Source organism: Pseudoalteromonas sp. 78C3, from assembly GCF_002836695.1.
GTDB lineage: Bacteria > Pseudomonadota > Gammaproteobacteria > Enterobacterales > Alteromonadaceae > Pseudoalteromonas > Pseudoalteromonas arctica.
This window is the reverse complement of record NZ_PJAV01000175.1, coordinates 1-24,426: the sequence shown is the minus strand read 5'-3', so window position 1 is coordinate 24,426 and position 24,426 is coordinate 1. Positions and strand designations below refer to the sequence as shown.

General features: G+C 40.5%; 23 protein-coding genes and 1 pseudogene. 15 read left to right on the top strand and 9 right to left on the bottom strand.

All coding sequences use genetic code 11. The features are described from left to right. Nucleotides 1-167: 167 nt before the first annotated feature. Nucleotides 168-1,663, top strand: a pseudogene (glpK, locus tag CXF76_RS19570) (glycerol kinase GlpK). Between the two features lie 214 nt (nucleotides 1,664-1,877). Continuing rightward, nucleotides 1,878-3,383 carry a glycerol-3-phosphate dehydrogenase gene (gene glpD, locus CXF76_RS19565; RefSeq protein ID WP_101164419.1) on the top strand — a complete coding sequence of 502 codons (1,506 nt, stop codon included), beginning with the start codon at nucleotides 1,878-1,880 and terminating at the stop codon, nucleotides 3,381-3,383. A 61-nt stretch (nucleotides 3,384-3,444) separates the two neighbouring features. Here glpD and CXF76_RS19560 read toward each other — a convergent pair whose 3' ends face one another. Beyond that, nucleotides 3,445-4,413, bottom strand: coding sequence for a 2-dehydro-3-deoxygalactonokinase (locus CXF76_RS19560; protein ID WP_024589568.1), 969 nt, complete (start codon nucleotides 4,411-4,413; stop codon nucleotides 3,445-3,447). A 3-nt stretch (nucleotides 4,414-4,416) separates the two neighbouring features. Beyond that, nucleotides 4,417-5,175: an SDR family NAD(P)-dependent oxidoreductase gene (locus tag CXF76_RS19555; RefSeq protein ID WP_002958845.1), complete on the bottom strand. Its 759-nt coding sequence runs from the start codon at nucleotides 5,173-5,175 to the stop codon at nucleotides 4,417-4,419. 199 nt (nucleotides 5,176-5,374) lie between these two features. Between CXF76_RS19555 and CXF76_RS19550 the strand changes: the two genes are divergently transcribed. Then, complete coding sequence (locus CXF76_RS19550; RefSeq protein ID WP_007580047.1) at nucleotides 5,375-6,076, top strand: FadR/GntR family transcriptional regulator; 702 nt, start codon at nucleotides 5,375-5,377, stop codon at nucleotides 6,074-6,076. 417 nt (nucleotides 6,077-6,493) lie between these two features. Here CXF76_RS19550 and accC read toward each other — a convergent pair whose 3' ends face one another. The 5 genes from accC to cutA all read right to left on the bottom strand — a co-directional run bounded on the left by accC (nucleotide 6,494) and on the right by cutA (nucleotide 11,190). Continuing rightward, the gene (gene accC / locus CXF76_RS19545; RefSeq protein WP_007580045.1) at nucleotides 6,494-7,834 is read right to left on the bottom strand and encodes an acetyl-CoA carboxylase biotin carboxylase subunit; all 1,341 of its coding nucleotides are present in this window, start codon (nucleotides 7,832-7,834) and stop codon (nucleotides 6,494-6,496) included. A 26-nt stretch (nucleotides 7,835-7,860) separates the two neighbouring features. Continuing rightward, the gene (accB, locus tag CXF76_RS19540; RefSeq protein ID WP_024589567.1) at nucleotides 7,861-8,316 is read right to left on the bottom strand and encodes an acetyl-CoA carboxylase biotin carboxyl carrier protein; all 456 of its coding nucleotides are present in this window, start codon (nucleotides 8,314-8,316) and stop codon (nucleotides 7,861-7,863) included. 37 nt (nucleotides 8,317-8,353) lie between these two features. Beyond that, the gene (gene aroQ / locus CXF76_RS19535) at nucleotides 8,354-8,806 is read right to left on the bottom strand and encodes a type II 3-dehydroquinate dehydratase (protein WP_007580040.1); all 453 of its coding nucleotides are present in this window, start codon (nucleotides 8,804-8,806) and stop codon (nucleotides 8,354-8,356) included. Nucleotides 8,807-9,034: 228 nt separating this feature from the next. Beyond that, nucleotides 9,035-10,870, bottom strand: coding sequence for a protein-disulfide reductase DsbD (locus CXF76_RS19530; protein WP_101164418.1), 1,836 nt, complete (start codon nucleotides 10,868-10,870; stop codon nucleotides 9,035-9,037). After that, nucleotides 10,870-11,190: a divalent-cation tolerance protein CutA gene (gene cutA / locus CXF76_RS19525; RefSeq protein WP_024607669.1), complete on the bottom strand. Its 321-nt coding sequence runs from the start codon at nucleotides 11,188-11,190 to the stop codon at nucleotides 10,870-10,872. The genes CXF76_RS19530 and cutA overlap by 1 nt, the downstream gene beginning before the upstream one ends. Before the next feature lie 178 nt (nucleotides 11,191-11,368). Here cutA and CXF76_RS19520 point away from each other — a divergent pair, with 178 nt between their 5' ends. The 7 genes from CXF76_RS19520 (at nucleotide 11,369) to CXF76_RS19490 (ending at nucleotide 15,938) form a co-directional block, all read left to right on the top strand. Continuing rightward, nucleotides 11,369-11,845 (top strand): FxsA family protein, encoded by a 477-nt coding sequence (locus tag CXF76_RS19520; protein WP_101164417.1) that lies wholly within the window; start codon nucleotides 11,369-11,371, stop codon nucleotides 11,843-11,845. A 110-nt stretch (nucleotides 11,846-11,955) separates the two neighbouring features. Next, nucleotides 11,956-12,243 carry a co-chaperone GroES gene (locus tag CXF76_RS19515; protein WP_007580032.1) on the top strand — a complete coding sequence of 96 codons (288 nt, stop codon included), beginning with the start codon at nucleotides 11,956-11,958 and terminating at the stop codon, nucleotides 12,241-12,243. Nucleotides 12,244-12,291: 48 nt separating this feature from the next. After that, nucleotides 12,292-13,938 (top strand): chaperonin GroEL, encoded by a 1,647-nt coding sequence (groL, locus tag CXF76_RS19510; protein ID WP_024589564.1) that lies wholly within the window; start codon nucleotides 12,292-12,294, stop codon nucleotides 13,936-13,938. Between the two features lie 193 nt (nucleotides 13,939-14,131). Then, a complete protein-coding gene (gene rnk, locus CXF76_RS19505; RefSeq protein WP_010555031.1) occupies nucleotides 14,132-14,545 on the top strand; it encodes a nucleoside diphosphate kinase regulator in 414 nt (137 codons plus the stop codon). A 227-nt stretch (nucleotides 14,546-14,772) separates the two neighbouring features. Continuing rightward, nucleotides 14,773-14,967 (top strand): hypothetical protein, encoded by a 195-nt coding sequence (locus tag CXF76_RS19500; RefSeq protein WP_198551867.1) that lies wholly within the window; start codon nucleotides 14,773-14,775, stop codon nucleotides 14,965-14,967. Nucleotides 14,968-15,059: 92 nt separating this feature from the next. Then, entirely contained in the window at nucleotides 15,060-15,494 is a 435-nt protein-coding gene (locus CXF76_RS19495; RefSeq protein WP_024607667.1) for a VOC family protein, read from the top strand. Nucleotides 15,495-15,500: 6 nt separating this feature from the next. Continuing rightward, nucleotides 15,501-15,938: a hypothetical protein gene (locus tag CXF76_RS19490; RefSeq protein WP_024589561.1), complete on the top strand. Its 438-nt coding sequence runs from the start codon at nucleotides 15,501-15,503 to the stop codon at nucleotides 15,936-15,938. Between the two features lie 13 nt (nucleotides 15,939-15,951). Here CXF76_RS19490 and CXF76_RS19485 read toward each other — a convergent pair whose 3' ends face one another. Further along, on the bottom strand, nucleotides 15,952-17,427 hold the full coding sequence (locus tag CXF76_RS19485) for an NAD(P)H-hydrate dehydratase (RefSeq protein ID WP_101164416.1): 1,476 nt from the start codon (nucleotides 17,425-17,427) through the stop codon (nucleotides 15,952-15,954). Nucleotides 17,428-17,676: 249 nt separating this feature from the next. Here CXF76_RS19485 and gmk point away from each other — a divergent pair, with 249 nt between their 5' ends. The 5 genes from gmk to CXF76_RS19460 all read left to right on the top strand — a co-directional run bounded on the left by gmk (nucleotide 17,677) and on the right by CXF76_RS19460 (nucleotide 23,356). Continuing rightward, nucleotides 17,677-18,297, top strand: coding sequence for a guanylate kinase (gene gmk / locus CXF76_RS19480; RefSeq protein ID WP_024589559.1), 621 nt, complete (start codon nucleotides 17,677-17,679; stop codon nucleotides 18,295-18,297). Between the two features lie 125 nt (nucleotides 18,298-18,422). Next, nucleotides 18,423-18,698 carry a DNA-directed RNA polymerase subunit omega gene (gene rpoZ, locus CXF76_RS19475; RefSeq protein WP_007378835.1) on the top strand — a complete coding sequence of 92 codons (276 nt, stop codon included), beginning with the start codon at nucleotides 18,423-18,425 and terminating at the stop codon, nucleotides 18,696-18,698. Between the two features lie 388 nt (nucleotides 18,699-19,086). Then, nucleotides 19,087-21,192, top strand: a complete 2,106-nt coding sequence (spoT, locus tag CXF76_RS19470) for a bifunctional GTP diphosphokinase/guanosine-3',5'-bis pyrophosphate 3'-pyrophosphohydrolase (RefSeq protein WP_007580016.1) — start codon at nucleotides 19,087-19,089, stop codon at nucleotides 21,190-21,192. 12 nt (nucleotides 21,193-21,204) lie between these two features. Beyond that, nucleotides 21,205-21,597, top strand: coding sequence for a RidA family protein (locus CXF76_RS19465; RefSeq protein WP_007580015.1), 393 nt, complete (start codon nucleotides 21,205-21,207; stop codon nucleotides 21,595-21,597). Between the two features lie 151 nt (nucleotides 21,598-21,748). Continuing rightward, nucleotides 21,749-23,356, top strand: coding sequence for a DUF342 domain-containing protein (locus tag CXF76_RS19460; protein WP_101164415.1), 1,608 nt, complete (start codon nucleotides 21,749-21,751; stop codon nucleotides 23,354-23,356). A gap of 49 nt (nucleotides 23,357-23,405) precedes the next feature. Here CXF76_RS19460 and asnA read toward each other — a convergent pair whose 3' ends face one another. Further along, entirely contained in the window at nucleotides 23,406-24,401 is a 996-nt protein-coding gene (gene asnA / locus CXF76_RS19455; RefSeq protein WP_101164414.1) for an aspartate--ammonia ligase, read from the bottom strand. Nucleotides 24,402-24,426: the final 25 nt, after the last annotated feature.

Here is a 24,426-nt window from a genome sequence, read left to right as displayed (position 1 = left end):
CCGTGTTCGCACTTAAAATCACCTCAAAGTAAAACGTGTTTTATTAAAGAGTTACCTGTTAAAAAAACACGCTTACTTTTTAATCAGGAATTTTAAGAAAAAATCATTGCCATTAGCCTCAGTTAAAGGCAATCTAGCTATATATAAGATAAATAATATTAATAATTATGTCCAAATACATACTCTCAATTGATCAAGGAACCACAAGCTCTCGGGCCATCTTGTTTACAAAAGATGCAGACGTTTTTGGTACAGCACAACAAGAATTTTCGCAGCATTTTCCACAAAATGGTTGGGTAGAACACGACCCTAACGATATTTGGCAAACAGTGCTTAGCACTAGTCGCGAAGTGTTAACTAAAAACGATGTAAAGCCTGAAGAAATTATTGCCATTGGTATCACCAACCAGCGCGAAACCACTTTAGTGTGGAACAAAAAAACAGGCAAAACAATTTATAACGCTATTGTATGGCAAGACCGTCGCACAAGTGACTATTGCGAAAGCCTAACAACTGATGAGCTTTGCCAAACGATAAGCGAAAAAACAGGCTTATTGCTCGACCCTTATTTTTCAGCCACTAAAATTCGTTGGATTTTAGATAACGTTGAAGGCGCACGCGAACAAGCCCTCGCAGGCGAACTCGCCTTCGGTACAGTTGACACTTACCTACTTTGGCAGCTAACAGGCGGCAAAGAGCACCGCACCGATGCAACCAATGCATCACGCACCATGTTATTTAATATTCACACCCAGCAGTGGGATCAAGAGCTTCTAGAGTTATTCGATATTCCAGAATCTATGCTGCCAGAAGTAATGGATTCAGCTGACGAGTTTGGTTCAACGAGTGCTGACATTTTTGGCGCGCCAATTCGTGTTTGTGGTATTGCAGGCGATCAGCAAGCTGCGCTTGTTGGCCACGCATGTTTTGAACAAGGCATGGCAAAAAGTACTTACGGTACTGGCTGTTTTTTAATGCTTAACACTGGCGAAAAAGCACTGACCTCAGAAAACCGCTTATTGACCACTGTTGCTTATAGATTAAACGGCAAGCCAACTTACGCCATTGAGGCAGTATATTTATGGCTGGCGCAACTATGCAGTGGATTGTTGAAGGCTTAAAGCTACTTAGCCATGCTGGCGAAAGTGAGTCGATGGTTAAAGATGTACCGCTCGATCATGGTGTATTTTTAGTGCCTTCGTTTACGGGTTTAGGTGCTCCTTATTGGGACCCTAATGCACGTGGCGCTATTTTAGGGCTAACACGCGATTCGGGTATTAGCACCATAGTTGCTGCAGCGCTGCAATCAGTTGGCTACCAGACCAAAGATTTACAAAAAGCGATGGAGCGTGATGGTCTTCGCCCAAGTGTGCTTCGTGTAGATGGCGGTATGGTAAAAAATAATTGGGTTATGACCTTTTTATCAAATATTTTAGGCGCAACAGTTGAGCGCCCAACTGTGACCGAAACCACTTCTTTAGGCGTAGCATATTTAGCAGGCTTACAAACGGGTGTGTACGAGTCAACTGAGCAGTTATCTAAAATGTGGACATGCGACCGTCGTTTTGAGCCAACCATGAGTGCCGACGAGCGTAACGACCTATACGCAAAATGGCAGCACTGCGTAGCTCAAGTATGCTTAACGAATAAAAACTGCCCATAGTAAATACTAAGTGGTTAAGGCCAATACTTTAACCACTTTGCTTTTTTAACTTAGCTAAAGGCTAGATTTAAAAGGCATGCTTTACTGCTTTAAATTGAAAATGGATTGGCGTCAAAATTAACGAATAAAAAACTGGGTTTTCTATTGTCAAATGAAAACAGCAGCTTTATGATGCTTATGTCTTATTTATATTACAAATAAAAAGGTTAGCTCGGTGGAATTAGCAGATAACGAATATGACTTACTAGTCATCGGTGGCGGTGTAAACGGCACTGGAATAGCAGCTGATGCAGCAGGCAGAGGATTAAAAGTACTCTTGTGCGAACAATCAGACCTTGCCTGTGCAACATCTTCAAATAGTTCTAAGCTGATCCACGGTGGTCTACGCTACCTTGAGCATTACGAATTTAGATTAGTAAAAGAAGCCCTAGCAGAGCGAGAAGTGCTACTTAAGAACGCACCCCATATTATGTGGCCACTTACTTTTAGATTGCCGCATCAAAAGCATTTACGCCCTGCATGGATGATTCGCATTGGTTTGTTTATGTATGACAACCTAGCGAAACGCGAAACACTAGCGGGTTCTCGAAGCATTAAATTTGGCGAAAATAGCGTTTTAGAACCCTCTATTACCAAAGGGTTTGAATACTCTGATGGCTGGGTTGACGATTCTCGCTTAGTCGTTTTAAACGCCCTTGCGGCGCAGGAAAAAGGCGCCGTTATTACCACACAAACTAAGTGTGTAAATGCTAAACGTGAGCACGGTAAATGGCAGGTAACGCTTGAACAACAAAAGAGTAAAGCTAAATACAGCATTTCAGCCAAAGGTATCGTTAATGCTGCAGGCCCGTGGGTTGCTAAGTTATTTGATGAAGCCCTAACAGAAAAATCGCCACAAAATATTCGCCTTGTAAAAGGTAGCCACATTGTAGTGCCTCGCATTCACGATGAGAAACAAGCTTATATTTTACAAAATAAAGATCAGCGTATTGTGTTTGTTATTCCGTTTGAAGATGACTTCTCACTTATTGGCACAACCGATGTAGAACACAAAGGTGAAGCACAAGACGTTAAAATTAGTGATGAAGAAATTGATTACTTAATTGATATTACTAATACCTACTTTAAACAACCGATTAAACGCGAAGACATAGTACATACCTTTTCAGGTGTACGCCCATTACTTGATGACGAATCAGTTAATGCGCAAGCCGTTACACGCGATTATAAATTAGAGCTTTCGAGTGATGCTAAACAAACACCTCTACTGAGTGTGTTTGGTGGAAAAATTACAACTTATCGCAAACTTGCCGAAGCTGCGGTTAATAAGCTTGAAGACTTTTACCCACAAATGAGCAAAGCATGGACCAAGCATAGTTCGCTCCCTGGTGGCGATTTTAGCTCTGTAGAAGCACTTAAATCAGAGCTAAAAGCAAAATATGAATGGTTACCTGAAATAACACTTAAACGCTTTGTACGCACTTATGGTACTCGTGCTAAAAATATATTAGGCAGTGCAACTGGGTTGAGTGATTTAGGCCAAGATTTTGGCCATGGTTTATTTGCAGCAGAAGTAGATTACTTGCTAAATGAAGAGTGGGCAGAAAACGCATACAATATTTTATGGCGCCGCAGCAAATTAGGACTACGTTTTAATGAGGCACAAGTTGCTGCGCTTAATGATTATATTGAGCAAAGCAAAGCGGCTAAAATTGCTTAATAACCGCTAAAGTAATTGGCTGTTATAGTCCTAAAAAATTCCCGTGCAACCCCTTTATAATTTAATTATTATAGAGGGGTTTATTTTTTGACTCTAAATTAAATAAGTAATTAAAGCCGCTTAGCGTGGCTGTTTTAATATCAAACTCAACACACTTAACACCAATTTGTTTAAGCGCTGTGGTAAAACACTTATTAAGCTGCTTTGTGCCAATCACCACTACTTGTGTATCACTCAATAATTGCCACTCGCTTGCATGGCGAGCTGCTCGTACATCGCTGCCAATTAATACACCCGACAAATAAGCTTTGGCTTGTACTGGCGTTAACTCTTTTGAAAGCTGGCGTGTACGCACACTAAAAATACCATGAGCCAAGTTACCGCTATCACTACCTAAAGTTAGCTCACAGCCTTGCTCAAATGCTTTAAAATCAAACTCACCTTCTGCGCAGTCATTAGGAATTAAAACACTTTGATGACATAACAAATCGTATAACTCGCCGGTCATGGCTGTTTTAAAGCAAATGATTTCGCCGTTATTTATAAGCACCCATTTGGTATGTGTGCCAGGCAAACATAATAATATTTTACCTTGTTGATATTCTGGATTTTGCTTTAAAAACCCTAAAATTTGCAGCTCTTCGCCGCGCATTACATCAAACAAGCCGTTTTGCAGCGTACACTTTGTGCCAGGTAACGCTTTAATAATATGTCCATCGCAATCAAAGCTAACCGCAGCATTAAGTAGCCCTTCGGGATTAATTGGGCATTCTAAATATGGCGTTTCGTGCCAGCCGATGCTTGAGGTAATTTGCCCTGCAATATATATAGGTAAACTCCCATATTCTTGCTTCCACACCGAAATCGTGTCGATTAGGGTTTGCTCAAAATTTTGATTCGCCTTAACAACGCCAGGGCCATCACGTTGTGCTAATAATTTAAGTGTTGATTGCGCTTGTACTTCGCACAAATAAGCACGTAAATGGCTCGTGCCCCAGTCAACAGCAATAAAAAGAGATGAATTAGCCAAGCTTTAAAGCCTCCCACCGTCAATTTTAATACTTTGCCCGGTGATCATACTGCTTTCATCGGCGGCTAAAAAGAGTGCCAAATTAGCAACATCTTCAGGAGTTACTAATTTTTTAAGCGCCATGGCTTCCATCCACTTAACTTGCTCTTCTTCGGTAAACCAGCTTGCTAGTTGACGGTCGGTAGCCACCCACCCTGGCAAAATAGCGTTAACGCGAATACCAAACTCGCCGTAATCGCGAGCCAATGCCTTAGTCATACCAATTAGCCCTGCTTTTGCGGTTACATAGCCTGCCATTTGTGGCTGGCCCATAATCGCGTTAATAGAGCTAAAATTAATGATACTGCCGGCTCCATCGCCTTTCATAAAAGACATAGCAACTTGAGAGGCAAAAAATGCAGGGTTTAAGTTTATTTGTAAGCACTGATCCCAGTCTTGCACTGTAACGTCTTCGCTCGCTTGGCGGCGGTCGTTCGCTACATTATTGACTAGTACATTAATGGCACCAAAAGCGGCGCATGCATCCACAAGTGATTGCTGAAGTGCATGAGAGTCAGTTACATCAACTTGCCTATACCATAGTTTTGCATTGGGTAAATCACGAATAAGCGATTGCGCTGCCTTATCATCAATATCTATAAATGCTACTTTTGCATTTTGGTTTACAAAGGACTTAACCATTGCTCTGCCAATGCCTGATGCACCACCAGTAATAAAAATAACTTTACCAGAAAGACTATGATATTGAGCTAGGGTGTTCAAATTCAACTCTCCATACAGCGCATTTTCAATTTTAATTAAACCCTTTATAAACTTACATTTACAGTATAAATAGCCAAACTAAGTTGTTATTGCTGTGCTAAAATATTTAACTAATTAAAAGTTTATATCATATCCTTAAGTACATTAATATGATATATGATATATAATAAAGCAATATATCAACTCGGAATCCTGCGCAATGAAAAGCCAACCCCGTCAAAATTTAACACAACAATTAACCCACGATTTGGGTTTTGCTATTGTGCGTGGTGTTTACCCTGTAAGCGAAGGCCTGCCTTCTGAAGCCGATTTATGTATAAAGTATGATGTAAGTCGCAGCGCTACCCGCGAAGCGGTAAAAATGCTCTCTGCTAAAGGATTAATTTCATCCCGTCCTAAGCAAGGTATTCGTGTATTACCTGAAAGTAGCTGGAACATGTTTGATACCGACGTACTACGTTGGATTTTAAGCAGCAAGCCATCACTGTCATTATTAAAAGAGTTTACTCAAGTACGCGTTGCCCTTGAGCCACAAGCGGCCGCTCTTGCAGCACTAAATGCAACTGCTGAACAACTCGCTGAAATTGATAACGCCTTAGCCCGTATGGCTGAAGCAGACGAAGGCTTGGACGACCCACTAGAAGCTGACATTGCTTTTCATACCAGTATATTAGTTGCCAGTAACAATCGCTTTTTTGTGCAGTTAACTGAGTTTATTAGTACTGCCCTTAGAGTAAGTATTCGTTATACAAACCACATTAAAGGTGTACCGGGCGCAGACGTTGCTAAGCACGCTGATATTTTAGAAACCATAAAGTCACGCGATCCTGAACGCGCTAAAAAAGCAGTAGAAACAATTTTAGAAGAAGCACTACAGTTAATTGAATCTAAATTAGTTTAATGTTAGTTCAACATATTGTATAAATATTGAGTCCATCGAATTTACTCTTTGCAGTATATTTTATGGACTTTTTTATTGCCTATAAGGCTTAATACCAATCCGCAATAATACTTAATCATTTTGCGGGGCTAAACGTGTCGCTACCTGCGTTAAAAAATTCTCATTTACGACTGCATGGATGCAGAAGGTAGAGCAATGCAGGAGCAATTGCCGAGAACAACTAAATAGCGAATTTTTTGCCTAGCTACCAACACGTTTTTCCGCCCTCAAAATAGATCATTTAATTAAGCGAATTGGTATAAATTACAGGCGTTAAAAAATCCGATATCAGTCTCCTGATATCGGATTTTTAATTATTTAAATCAGATTAATAACTCTGGTTATTAACTGAGATAAAACGCCTTTTGCAGGCTAGAATTACAATCCTAATTTCTTCTCAAGATAGTGGATGTTAGTACCACCATTTTGGAAGTTTTCATCTGCAAGAATTCTCTTATGCAAAGGAGTATTAGTTTTAATTCCGTCAATTACTAGCTCGTTAAGTGCATTGCGCGCGCGGGCAATAGCTACATCACGGTTTTCACCGTAAGTAATTAACTTACCAATCATTGAATCGTAATGTGGTGGAACCGTGTAGTCAGCGTAAATATGGCTGTCCCAACGAATACCTAAACCACCTGCTGGATGGAAACGTGTAATTTTACCCGGTGACGGGATAAACGTTTCAGGATCTTCAGCATTAATACGACACTCAATAGCATGACCACGAATAACAACGTCGTCTTGAGTGAATGATAACGGTTGACCCGCTGCAATTTTTAACTGCTCTTTCACTAAATCGATACCAGTAACCATTTCAGTTACAGGGTGTTCAACCTGAATACGTGTATTCATTTCGATGAAGTAAAACTCGCCGTTTTCGTATAAAAACTCAAACGTACCTGCACCGCGGTATCCAATTTCGATACATGCACGTGTACAGCGCTCGCCAATGAATTTACGCGTTTCAGCAGTAATTCCTGGTGCTGGAGCTTCTTCAACTACTTTTTGGTGACGACGTTGCATAGAACAATCACGTTCACCTAAATGTACTGCATTACCTTGGCCGTCTGCTAATACTTGAACTTCGATATGGCGTGGGTTTTCAAGGAATTTCTCCATGTAAACCATGCTATTACCAAAGAATTGCTTAGCTTCTTGCTGTGTTAATGCAATTGAATCAATAAGTTCAGACTCGCTGCGAACAACACGCATACCACGACCACCACCGCCACCAGCGGCTTTGATGATTACCGGGTAACCGATACGCTTAGCAATTTGCATGTTGCGTTCTTTATCATCTGATACCGGACCGTCAGAGCCAGGAACACATGGAACGCCGGCTTTACGCATTGCTGCGATAGCAGACACTTTATCACCCATAAGGCGAATAGTGTCGCCACGAGGACCGATAAATACAAAACCACTTTGCTCAACTTGGTCGGCAAAATCAGCATTTTCTGCAAGGAAACCGTAACCAGGATGAATCGCTACAGCGTCAGTTATTTCAGCCGCAGCAATAATGCGCGGAATATCTAAATAACTTTCAGTTGCTGATGGTCTACCAATACAGATGGTTTCATCTGCAAGCAATACATGCTTAAGATCGCGATCTGCCGTTGAATGCACAGCAACCGTTTTGATCCCAAGCTCTTTGCAGGCGCGCAATATACGAAGTGCAATTTCACCTCGGTTTGCAATGACTACTTTATCTAACATTAGAGTTGGCCTTTTAGGTTACGCTATTATTCAATGATGAATAGAGGTTGATCAAATTCTATTGGCTCGCCATTTTCAGCTAAGATAGCTCTTACTGTACCGGCTTTATCTGATTCAATTTGGTTCATCATTTTCATAGCTTCGATAATACAAAGTGTATCGCCAACTTTAACTTGCTGACCAACTTCTACATATGCTGGAGCTTCAGGAGACGCAGCAGAGTAAAAAGAACCAACCATTGGTGATTTAACTTGATGACCCGTAGGCTCAGCTGGTGCTGCTTCAACAGCTACAGGAGCCGCTGCAACTGGTGCTGCTGGCGCTGGTGCATATTGCTGTGGAGCAAATTGCGGGTAACCTGGGCCTGCACTCATGTTGTTACGGTTAATACGTACTGATTCTTCACCTTCAGTGATTTCTAGCTCAGCAATACCTGATTCTTCTACTAATTCGATAAGCTTCTTTATCTTGCGAATATCCATTACACGACCCGCCTGTTAGTTTGTGTGTTAATTTAAATTAAATTGCGCTTTGCAACCGGCTCACAGCGGCATTCAATGCTGCGTGATAACCCATTGCGCCTAATCCACATATCACGCCTTGTGCCACATCAGAAAAATACGAATGATGACGAAAGGCTTCACGTGCGTGCACATTACTTAAGTGCACCTCAAAAAACGGAATATCAACACTCAACAGTGCATCACGTAATGCGACGCTAGTATGCGTAAATGCAGCTGGGTTGATAATTATGTAATCAACCGCTTGCCAAGCATCGTGAATTCGTTCGATGAGTGCTTGCTCACTATTACTTTGAAAATGCGTTAACTCAACATCTAGACTATTAGCAGCACTGGTTAGCTCCTCCATAATCTCACTCAGCGTCTGAAAACCGTATTTATCCGGTTCACGTTTACCAAGCATGTTTAAATTTGGACCATTTATAACTAAAAGGTTAAATTTTGCAGCCATAATACGCGATATATCCTATAAGTAATGAGTTAAGCGGTTACTAACTAGTTTTTCACTTTTAAGTAAGCAGAAAAAGCAATGTAGCAACAATTTCTCACGTTAACCAACTATTATAGTGATTTCGACGTAAATAGCAGCAAAATACTGGTCTTATCAGTGTCGTGGGTACAAATATAAAAAGAATTAAGAAGGTGCCACTTAGTCAATTCAAGTGGCACTATTGCACTATTATTGTGCGCTGGCGCGCACAACTGCTAGGTGTTTAGCAAAGTCCTCAGCATTTAAAAAGCCCGTTACGCGCTGCGTACTAAGCTCTTGTCCTTGAGTATTAAAAAACAAAATACTAGGTAAACCAAACACCGTGTACTCTTCCATTAGCTCAATTGTTTTATTATCACTCTCAGTTAAATCAATTTGAATAAGCTGATAGTGGCTAAACTCACTTTGCACTTTGGCATCAGGAAAGGTGTAATGTTCAAACTCTTTACACGCCACACACCAGTCGGCATATAAATCGACCATAACCATTCGACCTTCGTCGTTTGCTTGTGCAACTGCTTCTTTTAATTCTGCTAAATCAGCAACCTGTTTAAACTCATTATTTTGTGAGCTTACCTGTACTGTTTGTACTTGAACTGGCCAAAAGTAGTTTTTAGTTAACGTAAAGCCTGTAATAACTAATAGAGTTGCAGCAAACCATAATGCAGTTTTTAACTTGCTTTGTGTTTGGCTACTTTGCCAATGATGTAAGTACAGTGCTGTTGCTAATGCAAGCACACCTGCCATTAATAATATAATGTCGGCGCTTACTAGTCGCTCAAGTAATATAAGCGGCACAACGAGCATCACAAAACCAAACAAGGTTTTAACTTGCTCCATCCAACCACCCGCTTTAGGAAGCAATTTACCGCCAGATGTACCAAGTAATAAAAGTGGTAACCCCATACCTAAACTGAGCACGTACAGTGTTAAACCACCTACTAAGTAATCACCACTTTGCGCTACAAATAACAGTGCCGCCGACAGTGGCGCAGTAGTACAAGGTGATGCTATTAAGCCCGAAAGTACACCCATTAAAAATACGCCAACGTAGTTGCCGCCTTTTTGGCTGTTACTTACTTGGGTTAGCTTGCTCATCATACTGCTTGGCAGTTTAATTTCGTACCAACCAAACATCGACATAGCCAATAATACAAACAATAAACTAAAACTGATTAACACAAATGGATGCTGTAAATACCCCTGCACTTGCCCACCAAGCGCCGCAACAACTAAGCCTAGTGCTGCATAGGTAACTGCCATGCCTTGTATATATACAAACGACAACGCAAACGCTTTTTTAGTTGAAAGGTTTTGCTGACCCGCAATTAAGCTCGACAAAATTGGAAACATTGGGAATACGCATGGCGTAAAAGCAAGGCCTACACCAACAGCAAAAAATATGAGTAAATTAGTTATTAAGCTCTGACTGGCTAATTGCTCAGTAAAAGTCAGTTCTTTTTCGGTGTCACCTGAATTTGTTGTAGGTTCAGTAGTTGGCTCGTTGAGTGCTGCAAATGTACTTTGCGCTGTTGCCGCTTCATCTGTAGCGCTATTTTGATCTACATTTTTAATCTGTGCGCCACTAATTACGCTAAGTGGGATACTAATCACTTCTGGTGGATAACAAAGCCCCGCTTTTGCACAGCCCTGATAGCGAACCTTAACAACCGCTCCCTCAGTGATATTACTTAACTTACTAACAACGCTCGCGGTATTAAAAAAGACTTCTGTTTTACCAAAAAATTCATCTTCAATAATTTCGCCACTACCAGAGTCACCTACTTGAATGTTTGCACCCTTGGCAATAACTTCTATTTTCTTTTTATATAAATAATAGTCTGGTGCTATATCCCAACCTACAAACAAGGTGCTGCCTTGCTGGTCAAAGTCAAATACAAACGCTTGGTCTACAGGTAAAAAAGTGTGTTGAGGAGGCCCAAGTAGATCACCAAGCACATTATTAGTCGCAGCCTTTACAGGTACGGTTAATAATGTAACCAACAATAAAAAGAAAAAACGCATTAATTCAGTACCTCGTCCATCCAATTAAAATACGCCAAATTTCCCGTAGAAACTTCTAAAACCTGAATCTCTGGCACTTCGTAGCTATGTAGCTCTTTTATTGTTAGAAACACATCGTTCATTTTGTCTGCTTTTGTTTTTATAAGTAGCTTGGCTTCAGTTGCTTCTACCACTTCGCCTTCCCACATATAGATAGAACCCATGTTAGGTAAAATATTTACACAAGCGGCCAGCTTTTTCTCTACTAGCGCCCTTGCAAGGGTGCGTGCTTCGGCTTCATCTTTGCAGGTCGTAAAAATCATTTTAAATTGCGTACTCATTATGAACCTTTACTTATTGGACAGTGTCTAGCTTCATAGTATCTGATAGCCGATACAATGTGTAGACGCTAAAATATCAGTAAAATGACGATACCTATGCCCTAACCTTGAAAAGAGACCTCGTCACCCTCATTTATATTTCATCAACTCTTTTGAGTGTCATTATTTAGAGAGCGCTATGTTTAGATTTTTATTTGTGTTGTTTATTATCATCCCTATTATCGAAATCGCTTTGCTGATTCAAGTAAGCGACGTGATTGGTGGATTTGCAACAATTGCACTTGTTGTTATTACTGCGATTTTAGGTGCCAAAATGGTTAAAACACAAGGTATGGGTGCGCTGCAAAACGTACAAGCGCAAATGGCGCAAGGGCAAATGCCAACCAAAGAATTATTTACCGGAATATGCGTTGTAATTGCAGGTGTATTGCTCCTTACTCCTGGCATTATGACCGACGTATTTGGGCTACTATTATTAACCCCTGCAATTCGTAACAAATTGGCTGCAGGCCTTGCTAGCCAAGCAACTGTTAGAATGAGCGCTGGCATGCAACAAGGGCCATCGCCGTTTGCTGGGCAGCAACATGCTGAACGAGAGCAAGGGCAAATGGAACAACCAACCACTATTGATGGTGAATATGAGAGAAAAGATTAAAAATTTATCGTTTTTTCTCTTGGAATTTTACACTCTACCCCCATTAATGAATGCAAATTAGAAAAGCTTTTTTCTGTAATGTACAGAAACTGTTAGGAGAACTAAAAAACATGAACATTCGTCCTTTACAAGATCGCGTAATCGTTAAACGTCTAGAAGAAGAAACAAAATCTGCTGGCGGTATTGTATTAACTGGCTCTGCAGCTGAAAAATCAACTCGCGGAGAAGTTGTAGCCGTTGGTAATGGTCGCGTTTTAGAAAACGGTGACGTGAGAGCGTTAGAAGTTAAAGCCGGTGACACTGTGTTATTTGGCTCATATGTTGAAAAAGTTGAAAAGATCGAAGGTCAAGAGTACCTGATCATGCGTGAAGATAATATTTTAGGCATTGTAGGCTAAACCTACTTTTCGTTTATAAACATTTAAGAATTTAGAGGAATTTAAAACATGGCAGCAAAAGAAGTACTTTTTGCAGGTGACGCACGCGCTAAAATGCTAACTGGCGTAAACATCCTGGCAAACGCAGTAAAAGTTACATTAGGTCCTAAAGGCCGTAACGTTGTACTAGATAAATCATTTGGCTCACCAGTTATCACTAAAGATGGTGTATCTGTAGCAAAAGAAATCGAACTTGAAGACAAGTTTGAGAACATGGGCGCACAAATGGTTAAAGAAGTTGCATCTAAAGCAAATGATGCAGCCGGCGATGGTACAACTACCGCTACAGTACTTGCACAGTCTATTGTTAATGAAGGCCTTAAAGCTGTTGCAGCGGGTATGAACCCAATGGATCTTAAGCGCGGCATCGACAAAGCAGTTATTGCTGCTGTTGCAGAGCTTAAAGCGTTATCTGTTCCTTGTTCTGATACTAAAGCAATTGCACAAGTAGGTACTATTTCAGCTAACTCTGATAAAGAGATTGGCGACATCATTGCACAAGCAATGGAAAAAGTAGGCCGTAACAGTGGTGTTATTACTGTAGAAGAAGGTCAATCACTTGAAAACGAACTAGATGTTGTTGAAGGCATGCAGTTTGACCGTGGTTACTTATCTCCTTACTTTATCAACAGCCCAGAAAAAGGCACTGTTGAACTAGATAACCCATTTATTCTACTTGTAGATAAAAAAATATCTAATATCCGCGAATTATTACCAACATTAGAAGCGGTTGCTAAAGCAAGCAAACCACTACTAATCATCGCAGAAGACCTTGAAGGCGAAGCACTAGCTACATTAGTAGTTAATAACATGCGCGGTATTGTTAAAGTATCAGCAGTTAAAGCACCTGGTTTTGGCGACCGTCGTAAAGCAATGCTACAAGATATCGCTGTATTAACTGGCGGTACTGTTATTTCTGAAGAAATCGGCTTAGAGCTTGAAAAAGCAACAGTTGAAGACCTAGGTACAGCTAAGCGCGTAATTATTACTAAAGATGATACAACAATCATTGATGGTGCTGGTGAAGAAGCGGGTATTAGCGGTCGTGTTTCACAAATTAAAGCACAAATCGAAGAAGCAACATCAGACTACGATAAAGAGAAACTACAAGAGCGCATGGCTAAACTAGCTGGCGGTGTTGCAGTAATCAAAGTAGGTGCTGCTACTGAAATGGAAATGAAAGAGAAAAAAGACCGCGTTGAAGATGCATTAAATGCAACTCGTGCAGCGGTTGAAGAAGGCGTAGTACCTGGTGGCGGTGTTGCACTTGTACGTGCAGCTAGCAAGCTGGTTGATTTAGTTGGCGACAACGAAGATCAAAACCACGGTATTAAAGTTGCACTTCGTGCGATGGAAGCACCACTTCGTCAAATCGTAACTAACGCTGGCGAAGAAGCATCAGTTGTAATTAACGCAGTTAAAGGCGGCGAAGGTAACTACGGTTACAACGCAGCAACTGGCGAATACAACGACATGATTGAAATGGGTATCCTAGATCCAACTAAAGTAACACGCTCTGCATTACAGTTTGCAGGGTCTATTGCGGGTCTAATGATCACTACTGAAGCAATGGTAGCTGAAATCCCAAAAGATGAAGCTGGTGGCGCTGATATGGGTGGCATGGGCGGAATGGGTGGTATGGGCGGCATGATGTAATCACCCCCTAAACACCTAGCTCAAATAAAAACCCAGCTTCGGCTGGGTTTTTAGCTATTGGGCACAAATAAAGTAAAAGCCACAGGTGTGGCTAATTAATAAAATGACTTCGCGTATCCCTTTGCTTCTTAAATGCATGCCAAGCCATACTCAGAGTTAATTTTATTTATTAAAAATTATTAAGGATATTAAGATGAATAAAAAACCTGAACTGATCATCTCATCACTCGATGCAGATAGATTGTATGACTTAATGGAATCATTGCCTGCAGGTAGCTTTGCTAATAAAGAAGAATTGGAAGCTGAACTGGCACGAGCTACAATAGTCGAACCTAAAGATATGCCATCGTCAGTTGTAACGATGAACTCAACTGTAAACTTTATTGTTGAGTCTTCTAAAGAAGAATTTACGTTAACCTTGGTGTACCCAAAGAACAGTGACTCTAGCGGCGATAAAATATCGATATTATCACCCGTTGGTAGCGCATTACTTGGGCTAAACCAAGGCGACGAAATTGAGTGGCCTAAACCGAGTGGCGGCTTAATAAAGGTAAAAATAAAAGAAGTAACCTATCAACCAGAACGTGCTGGTGAATTACACAGATAAACACTTTATGCACTTAGTACTAAAAAATCGATTTAAAGTAAACCCAGCCTCGGCTGGGTTTTGCTTTTTATTATAAAGCAGATTGATATTGTTTAATTTATACCCACATCTAAGTTACGTATAACTAAGATTTATATTAAATGGATTTATTAAATAATAACGGAATATTCATCTTCTTTGTTTTTGTTGCCCTTGTGACTGGGTTATTTTCATTCGTAGTTTGGGCTATGCTCAAAATGGTCACGTGGGGTAAAAGTATGTCTAAGGGGGCTTATTTATTTTTGGCATTCTTTCCGCTTATTTCTATTATTCCTATCCCACCGCCTACATACGAAAATGTACAAAAAGCAAAACAAGAACAAAGAAAACGCAAAGAAGACTCAGGTGATCCACCCGATGATGAAGACGAACTCGTAAGTTAATTCATATTACATACTGCGGGCATATACCTGCGTAATCGTTTACTAAATATGATAAAAAGCACATTTATTTAATAGTACGGAGTGAGCTAAACATGACTAACGTTCAACAGCATATCGGCAGCATTGCATTAGTTGTTAAGGACTACGACGATGCCATTGAGTTTTATACTCAAAAGCTTAACTTTGAGTTAGTTGAGGATACTGATTTAGGAGAGGGTAAACGCTGGGTGTTGATTTCACCTCCAAATTCAAACGGGGCTAGTTCAAATGGGACTAATTCGAGCAGGACTAATCTACTGCTTGCTAAAGCCACAACACCCGAACAGATCAGCGCTATTGGTAATCAAACGGGTGGGCGCGTGTTTTTATTTTTGCATACTGATGACTTTTGGCGAGATTATAATTTAATGCTTTTTAAAGGCGTTACATTTAACGAAGAGCCTAGAGTAGAACCCTATGGCACCGTAGCGGTTTTTGAAGACTTGTATGGTACAAAATGGGATTTATTACAGCTTAATAATCAGTGAGATAAAATGCTGTTAAATATAAAAGCAAAATTTTTATTAAGCGCAGGAGTTATTGCATCTGCAGCGGCTGTATGGCATTTACTTTGTATATGGGGTGGCACTAGTTGGTTTATATTTGCTCGCGCCCCAATACAAATAATAGAATCATCACAGCAAGGTACATTCCTTGCGCCTTTAGGTAGTATTGCAATAGCTGGACTCATGTTTGCCTGTACTGCATTTGCCTTATCAGCAATTGGCTTAGTGCGTAACATAGTACTTACTAGAACCGCTTTAACTGCTATTGCAACCTTGTGTATCATACGAAGCTTAATAATTATCCCTGCATTAATACGAGCCGATACGTGGAATATTATAGCGAGCAGTGTTTGGCTTTATGTAGGTGTATGCTTTTTAGTGGGTGCAATAACGTTCCACAATTTAAAGCCGAACACTGATAGTTGAGTGACGCTTAAACTCACGTCACTTTATTAACTAACTCTCTTACAATTGCGAATAAATCACTGGGTAGCATTCCCCTTTGCCCGTCTCGCTCACTTGCAATATCACCGGCTTTAGCATGCAGTGTTACACCATAGCGTGCTGCTTCATCAATAGTTAAACCTTGGGCAAGCAATGCCCCAATAATACCAGTGAGTACATCGCCACTGCCGCCAACGGCCAATGCCGGGTTGCCATCTTCACATACCCACGTGTGCTGGGCATTATCTATTAATGTTCCTGCGCCTTTTAATACACAAGTCGCGTTATAGCGTTTAGCGCAAAGGCGGGCATAATTAAAACGATCAGATTCGATTTCGCTGGTGCTAACACTTAGCAGTCGCGAAGCTTCGCCGGGATGTGGAGTAAGTACGCATTGCTCTAACGTGTATGATGAAGCTTGCTTAGCCAGTAAATTAAGGGCATCTGCATCTATAACCAATGGCATTTTATTGTTTTGGCAATATTGCATTACTTCATCGAATGTTTGTTGTGCCCACTCGTCTTGCCCAAGCCCTGAGCCAATAACAACGCAGCTTGCCCACTCTAGCGCTTGATGTAAGTTATTACTGCTTACCATAAGTTCTGGTCTGCCAATACTAATAGGCGTTATTGAGCTTTCGTGTGTATACACTCTTACCATGCCAGCACCCGTTCTAAGAGCTGCTTCACTACTTAACCTAATTGCACCTGCAGTACCTTGATTGCCACCAACACATAAAAGTTTACCGTGGCTTCCTTTGTGACTATTGATTGCCCGCGTGGCTATTCCTTTAAAGCTATTGATATTAACAAGGGTTCCTGAAGATTGAGCGATACAAGTAAACGCATCGCCAATTGCTAAATCATCAAATACTAACTTACCGCTATATTGTTTACCTGCCGTCGTTGCGAGCCCTTGCTTAATGCCCACAAAAGTAACGGTTGAAGTCGCTTGTACTGCACATCCTAAAGGCTGCCCTGTATTTGCTTCAATACCTGATGGAATATCAATGCTTATTACGGGCTTATCACTGTTATTTACAGCTTTTATTATATTCGCAAAATTATCGCGCACTGCGTTTTTAAGGCCAGTACCAAGGAGCGCATCAATAACTATATCGCACTTATTAAGAGTGTCTTTTGTAAAATGAGAAACCACCCCACCCGCTTCAATCCATAACTGCTGCGCTTTTGCTGCATCACCGGTTAATACTTTATTAGGCTCAGCTGCGCATACTGTTACCTCTTTACCTGATTGCATAATAAGCCTAGCTACAATGTAACCGTCTCCAGCGTTGTTACCATGGCCAACAATAACTAATGTATGCTGTGCATCAAATAACTGCCATTGCTTATATATGGCCTCGCCTGCACGCTGCATTAGGGTAAATAAATCACAATGACTATTTTTAGCAGCTAAAGCTTCACTATCTCTTACTTGTTGTGCGGTAAATAAAGTTTTATTGAGCATGACGGATCCTGTAATAGGTGATACTTCACCTTATCAAATACTTATATCTAGCGGCTAGTTCTGTTAATAATTTTAAACTGCAATTTTATTTAAAGCGTAACTTAGTAAAACACTCCCGAGCCAATTTGGGCATGACCAACATGAGCACGACTAACTTGAGCAAGGTGAGCTAATTAAAGTACAATGCAGTTAATTAAAGGCTTGGCTTACTTGTAACCCAAGCCTGTTTATTTTTAGGTAGATAAAAACATGGCACAAACTCGCGGTAACTTATTTATTTTGTCAGCCCCTTCTGGTGCTGGTAAATCAAGCTTAATCAATGCGTTATTAAAAAAACACGCTGACATGAAAGTATCTGTATCACATACAACTCGCGCCCCTCGCCCAGGTGAAGAAAATGGCGTGCATTATCACTTTGTATCTACAGACGAATTTAAAGCGCTTATTGCCAAAGATGACTTTTTTGAATGGGCTCAAGTATTCGATAATTACTACGGCACATCAAAGCAGGCTATTGAGTCGCAACTTGATGCCGGTATTGATGTGTTTTTAGATATTGATTGGCAAGGCGCTCAGCAAGTGCGCAAAATTATGCCAAGCGTACAAACTATTTTTATTCTACCTCCTTCAAAAGAAGAATTAGAACAACGCTTAAATAACCGTGGCCAAGATTCGGCTGAAATTATTGCCTCTCGTATGGCAAAAGCACAATCTGAAACATCACATTATAACGAATACGACTTTGTAATTGTTAATGATGACTTTGAGAGCGCACTTGCCGACATAGAAATAATTGTAATGGCTCAGCGCTTAACACTAAAAGCGCAAGAAGATCGTCACCAAGTTTTACTAAATAGTCTGCTTAAATAATTTAAGCTTACTTAAATTAGGCTTAGGCAAGTAAAACTGATAAAAATTGAACACTGGCTATTGGCGAAAGTGGCTCCTTGGAGTAAACTACGTCTTTGCTTTTAAATTATTTTTGGAGTGCTGTGATGGCCCGCGTAACAGTTGAAGATGCAGTAGATGCAGTTGGTAATCGTTTTGACTTAATTTTAGTTGCGGCTCGTCGTGCCCGCCAAATTGCTGTTGGTGGTAAAACTCCACTAGTAGACCCTGAAAACGATAAGCCAACGGTAGTTGCTTTACGTGAAATTGAATTAGGTTTAGTTGATAGCGCTTCAATGGACTTAATTGACCGTGAAGAACAACAACACCAAGAAGCAGCAGAATTAGCTGCTGTTGCTGCCATTGTTGGTGGCAACCAATAATCGACCTCCCGGTCTGATTTAGCCAACGGCGCAGTATTTCTACTATAGCCGTTGGCAATCCTTTCATTTCATCGTATATTCGTAGCTTACCTAATTTGCTTCACTAGGGCCTGTTTATCTTTCGAGGTTAAATTTGCAGCAGTATGCTTGGTATTTAGGCAAGGCAGAGCCTATGTAGTGTGGTTATTTCCCATAAATAGGCGATAACGCAGTATAAATGCCAAACATGTGCTGCCCAAAGGGTTCTGCCTAGGGGCAATTTACTCTTTGTTGCTCGATTTTTACTTAGCCCGCTAGGCTAAAAACCTCGCGCCGCGATTAAATCGCCCCTAGATTGAACAAATTTTAATCCTGAAAGGTCAACAGGCCCTAGAACATTGGAGTGTGAATGTATCTTTTTGAAGGTCTTAAAAAGAAAATTTCAGAATACTTGCCCGCTGCTGATGTAGAGCTGGTTCAAAAATCTTACGTGGTAGCCCGAGAGGCCCATGAAGGACAAACTCGCTCAAGTGGCGAACCTTACATAACTCATCCAGTAGAAGTAACCCAAATTCTTGCAGGCATGCATCTTGACCATGAAACGCTCATGGCCGCGCTAATGCATGATGTAATTGAAGATACTGATTTTAGCCAACAAGATTTAGCCGAAATTTTTGGCGAAACTGTGGCAGAACTCGTTGAAGGTGTAAGTAAGCTCGATAAGCTCAGCTTTAAAGATAAAAAAGAATTCCAAGCTGAAAACTACCGCAAAATGATTATGGCAATGACTCAGGATATTCGAGTTATTTTAATCAAGCTTGCTGATAGAACGCACAATATGCGTACTTTAGGGGCACTGCGCCCAGATAAGCGCCGCAGAATAGCACGTGAAACGCTTGAGATTTACGCGCCAATAGCAAACCGCTTAGGTATTCACGATATTAAAAATGAGCTTGAAGACTTAGGTTTTCAAGCTTTATATCCTATGCGTCATCGCGCACTTAAATCTGAAGTAGCTAAAGCACGTGGTAATCGCAAAGAAGTTATCACTAATATCCAACATGAAATAGAAGCACGTCTTGAAGAGTCAGGCATTAAAGCGACTGTGTCAGGCCGTGAGAAACATTTATATAGTATTTATAAAAAAATGCTTAATAAAGAACTGCTATTTAACGAAGTTATGGATATTTACGCGTTTAGAATTGCAGTTGATTCTATGGATACGTGTTATCGCGTATTAGGTGTGGCTCATAGTCTTTATAAGCCTATAGAAACACGCTTTAAAGATTATATTGCTGTACCAAAAACTAATGGTTACCAATCGCTTCATACTTCATTAGTTGGCCCACACGGGATACCTGTTGAGATTCAGATTCGTACTCACGATATGGATCAGATGGCCGACAAAGGTGTAGCGGCGCACTGGATGTATAAAAAATCAGGTGATGGTGCCGGTAATACTTCGCAGCAACGTGCTCGCCAATGGATGCAAAGCTTATTAGAGCTTCAGCAAAGTGCGGGTTCATCGTTTGAATTTATTGAAAACGTAAAAACTGAGCTATTCCCAGAAGAAATTTACGTATTTACACCTGATGGTCGTATTGTTGAGCTACCAATGGGCGCTACCGCAGTCGATTTTGCGTATGCAGTGCATACTGATGTAGGCAACACTTGTGTAGGCGCTCGCGTTAATCGCAAGCCACATCCTTTAAGTCGGCCATTAGATACAGGGCAAACCATAGAGATAATAACAAGCTCAGGTGCCCACCCTAATGCAACATGGCTAAACTTTATTGTTACTGGTAAAGCACGCTTAGGTGTTCGTAATTACCTTAGAAGCCAGCATCATGAAGAGGCTATGCTTTTAGGGCGTCGTTTACTTGATTCGGCATTAGGCGAAAACAAACTAGATAGCATTGCTGATGAAAATATAGCGAGAGTACTTGAAGAGCACGAACTAACTACGCTTCTTGAATTACTTGTAGAAATTGGCTCTGGTAACTTAATGAGTATGTTAATTGCCAAGCGCTTATTGCAAAATGACAATGACGATTTAACTGATATAACAAGCCAAGCTAAAGCGACCATTATTGGTACTGAAGGCATGTTAGTGAATTACTCTAAGTGTTGCCGACCTGTACCAGGCGATGCCATTACAGCTCATATAAGCCAAGGTAAGGGCCTGACCGTTCACCGCCAAGAATGTAAAAATATTCGTGGTTGGGAAAATGAGCGCTCTAAATACTTAGTTGTAAAATGGGACGATAACCCAGAAAAAGAATATATTGCAGCTCTGAGAGTTGAAATTATTAACCATCAAGGCGCGTTAGCTAAGCTAACCAATGTTGTCGCTACAACCCAAGCCAATATTGTCGAAATTGCCACCGATGAAAAAGAAAGTAATTTATACGTGATAGATTTGGGGGTTACCGTTAAAAACCGTATCCACGTTGCTAACATTATGCGCCGCATTCGCGTTATGCCTGATGTACAAAAAGTCTATCGTAAAAAATAAAATAGGAAACACATGAATAAAGCATTTATCTCTACCGACAAAGCACCTGCAGCTATTGGCACTTACAGCCAAGCAGTTAAAGTAGGTACCGCTGTTTATTTATCTGGTCAAATTCCATTAGTTCCAGAAACGATGGAAATGATTTCAGAAGATTTTAGCGAGCAAACGCATCAAGTATTTAAAAATATTGCTGCGGTATGTGAAGAAGCAGGCGGAAAAATTCACGATTTAGTTAAAATCAATATTTACCTAACTGATCTATCTAACTTCGCCACTGTAAATGAAGTGATGAGCCAATACTTTAAACAACCTTACCCAGCGAGAGCTGCATTAGGTGTTCGTGCACTACCAAAAGGTGCACAAGTTGAAATAGACGGAATAATGGAATTACCTTCTACCAATTAAGTATTACAGGCTATAGAGCTTCTCTATAGCCTTTATTTTTCGCTCCACACTTCGTTTTATCTGACTTCTTGACTCAAATGTAAATTTCTAGCAATCTGTAGTTGTGTTTTAAAAAACAAACTTAACTTAAGTAGTAAAAAAGGATTAACTCGTGTTTAAGCTTGCCAACAATGGAAATGTTTTACTTGATGTAAAAGAACATATTCCTCCCAGCGCTGCATTTATTTTAGAGGCTCTCGAAAAGTCAGCTTTTTGCGACTGTAAAATAGATCATGACGCTATTAATGATTTTTTTAAAAACGAAAACACACAACAAACTCTCGTTGTAGCAACAAAACACAATGCCACTTTAAATGTAACAATTAGCGACGATAAAATGCTGGCCATTGGCGAGCTAACGCTTGCCCAAGGTGGAAAGTTATTAAGTTTAGAAGATGCAAAAAAACAACTCGTTAAAGCAGGCATTGTGCGTGGGTATAAACAAGCTTTTTTAGAACAGCTGCTGCAAAAACAATCTGAACACTCTGCGGGATCTGTAGTTAAAGGGATATTAGCTAAAGGTAGGCTCCCAAGCGATGGTTTAGCCACTAAACTAATAACAACCGTAGAGACTTTAAAAGACCGCTTAAAAGCGCCCAAGCTCAAAGAAGATGGCAGTGTGGACATGCGCGACTTTGGCAAGCTTGCAAGCGTAGAACCTGGCTCTGTGCTTATTCGCCAGCAACCAGCAACCCCCGGTAAAGAAGGCTTTACCGTAATAGGTGACATACTGCCCGCAAAGCCCGGAGAAAATAAACAATTAGTGGCAGGCGAAGGGACTGAAATATCAAAAATGAATCCGCTTGAGTTAGTCTCTACTATTGCTGGTGTTCCGGTTGAAATTAATAATGGTATGCGTGTCGACGATATTTTTACCATTTCAGATGTAAATGTAAAAAGCGGCCATATTGATTTTCAAGGCAGTGTTATTGTTACTCGCAATATAGACCCTGGGATGAAAGTAACTGCCAAAGGCGATATTACTATATTTGGCACGGTTGAATCTGGCGAGCTTACCGCAGGAGGAAACATCACGGTTAAACAAGGCATTATTGGCCATCAAAAAATGGATAGTAAGTCACTTTCTTGCAAGCTAATTGCGCTAGGTGATATTCATGTATCTCACTCGCAGTATTGTTACCTCGATGCAAATAATATTTTTATTGATCGCCAAACAAGCCATTGTGTAATAAAAGCTAAGCGCTTACTGCAAGTTGGTCAATCAGACTTACCTAAGGGTAAAATATTTGGTGGTGAAATACTTGATGCAACAACTCTCATTGCTGGCGAAATAGGGAATGAATCAGGCGCTAAAATGATTATTAACCTAGCGGCTTCTGGCGCTGAAATAACAGCGGATACTGATAATTGCTTTAAAGACTTAGCTAAAACAGATGCACAATTAGATACGCTGCAAGCAGCGCTAGAAAAAACTGATTTAGTGAAGGATGCCGAAAAGAAGAAAATATTAATTACTAAAATTGGAGCTACTCAAAAACATTACTGTGAGCAAGCAGAGAAATTAGAAAAACGTCTTTCAAACTTAGATCACGACTTACACGATTTACTTAGCGACGCTAATTTAACGGTGAATTCTGTTTTGCATTCAGGTGTAGAGATTCATATTTTTGATAAAGTACTTAAAACAATCCGCAATTACCCTCCGTGCAACGTTAAACTTTTAAATAATAAAATTGAAATAGAGTTTAAAACACACTAAAAAATTGAGTGCTCTATTGAGCACTCAAATTAACTCACTTTTTTACAATTTAAAGTAAGCCACTTACCGTATCATAAGTTTGACTTGGCCATACACCCACTTGTACTTGGCCAATATGCTGCTTTTGTAGCAATAGCATAGCCAAGCGAGACTGCCCTATTCCACCGCCAATCGTTTGCGGAAATTTACTTTGTAGTAGCGCTTTATGCCAATCAAACTCTAAGCGGTCTTCATCTCCAGTTGTACTTAACTGCGCTTTTAAAACCTCAGGGCTTACACGTATACCCATTGATGATATTTCAAATGCATCTTCAAGTACTGGGTTCCATACTAAAATATCACCATTTAAACCCATATATTGATCGCATGTTGGCGTAGACCAATCATCGTAATCTGGGGCTCTTACATCATGAATTTTGCCATCTCCAAGCGCGCCACCAATACCAATCAAAAATACAGCACCATATTCTTGTGCAATGGCTTTTTCGCGTTGCTTAGCACTAAAGTCAGGATACATTTTACGTAGCTCTTCACTGTGCACAAACTTAATATCGTCCGGTAAAAAAGGCGTTAAGCCATAAGACTCTCTTACAAAAGCTTCCGTCTCTTTTATCCCTTTATAAATAGATTGAACAGTTTGCTTTAGTGTAGCCAGCGAACGCTCTGTCGTTTCGCTAATTACTTTTTCCCAATCCCACTGATCAACATATACAGAATGAATAGGACTTAATGAATCTTCGTCTGGGCGCAAAGCCTTCATTTGAGTGTAAATACCCTCACCAACACTAAAGCCATAAGTTGCCAGTGTTTTACGTTTCCACTTAGCCAGTGAATGCACCACTTCGTAGCGGCTATCTGTAATCGCTTTCACATTTACAGCAACTGCGTTTTCATGGCCGCTTAAGTTATCTTGCGTACCGTCGCCAACCTTAGCCAAAATTGGGGCTTGAACCTCAACCAGCCCAAGTTGGGTTTCTAGTTGTTGTGAAAAAAATTGCTTAACTTTACTTATTTGCTGCTGTTGCTGCACATAGTGTGAACTCATAATAATTGGCCTCATTCCCAGTTAT

What these genes read in the sequence shown, in the direction of transcription:
- rnk (WP_010555031.1), top strand. Translation starts at nt 14,132, where the DNA reads ATGAATAAAAAACCTGAACTGATCATCTCATCACTCGATGCAGATAGA.
- asnA (WP_101164414.1), bottom strand. Translation starts at nt 24,401, where the DNA reads ATGAGTTCACACTATGTGCAGCAACAGCAGCAAATAAGTAAAGTTAAG.
- CXF76_RS19495 (WP_024607667.1), top strand. Translation starts at nt 15,060, where the DNA reads ATGACTAACGTTCAACAGCATATCGGCAGCATTGCATTAGTTGTTAAG.
- rpoZ (WP_007378835.1), top strand. Translation starts at nt 18,423, where the DNA reads ATGGCCCGCGTAACAGTTGAAGATGCAGTAGATGCAGTTGGTAATCGT.
- CXF76_RS19550 (WP_007580047.1), top strand. Translation starts at nt 5,375, where the DNA reads ATGAAAAGCCAACCCCGTCAAAATTTAACACAACAATTAACCCACGAT.
- CXF76_RS19515 (WP_007580032.1), top strand. Translation starts at nt 11,956, where the DNA reads ATGAACATTCGTCCTTTACAAGATCGCGTAATCGTTAAACGTCTAGAA.
- CXF76_RS19530 (WP_101164418.1), bottom strand. Translation starts at nt 10,870, where the DNA reads ATGCGTTTTTTCTTTTTATTGTTGGTTACATTATTAACCGTACCTGTA.
- spoT (WP_007580016.1), top strand. Translation starts at nt 19,087, where the DNA reads ATGTATCTTTTTGAAGGTCTTAAAAAGAAAATTTCAGAATACTTGCCC.
- cutA (WP_024607669.1), bottom strand. Translation starts at nt 11,190, where the DNA reads ATGAGTACGCAATTTAAAATGATTTTTACGACCTGCAAAGATGAAGCC.
- aroQ (WP_007580040.1), bottom strand. Translation starts at nt 8,806, where the DNA reads ATGGCTGCAAAATTTAACCTTTTAGTTATAAATGGTCCAAATTTAAAC.
- gmk (WP_024589559.1), top strand. Translation starts at nt 17,677, where the DNA reads ATGGCACAAACTCGCGGTAACTTATTTATTTTGTCAGCCCCTTCTGGT.
- accC (WP_007580045.1), bottom strand. Translation starts at nt 7,834, where the DNA reads ATGTTAGATAAAGTAGTCATTGCAAACCGAGGTGAAATTGCACTTCGT.
- CXF76_RS19490 (WP_024589561.1), top strand. Translation starts at nt 15,501, where the DNA reads ATGCTGTTAAATATAAAAGCAAAATTTTTATTAAGCGCAGGAGTTATT.
- CXF76_RS19500 (WP_198551867.1), top strand. Translation starts at nt 14,773, where the DNA reads ATGCTCAAAATGGTCACGTGGGGTAAAAGTATGTCTAAGGGGGCTTAT.
- CXF76_RS19485 (WP_101164416.1), bottom strand. Translation starts at nt 17,427, where the DNA reads ATGCTCAATAAAACTTTATTTACCGCACAACAAGTAAGAGATAGTGAA.
- groL (WP_024589564.1), top strand. Translation starts at nt 12,292, where the DNA reads ATGGCAGCAAAAGAAGTACTTTTTGCAGGTGACGCACGCGCTAAAATG.
- CXF76_RS19520 (WP_101164417.1), top strand. Translation starts at nt 11,369, where the DNA reads ATGTTTAGATTTTTATTTGTGTTGTTTATTATCATCCCTATTATCGAA.
- CXF76_RS19465 (WP_007580015.1), top strand. Translation starts at nt 21,205, where the DNA reads ATGAATAAAGCATTTATCTCTACCGACAAAGCACCTGCAGCTATTGGC.
- accB (WP_024589567.1), bottom strand. Translation starts at nt 8,316, where the DNA reads ATGGATATTCGCAAGATAAAGAAGCTTATCGAATTAGTAGAAGAATCA.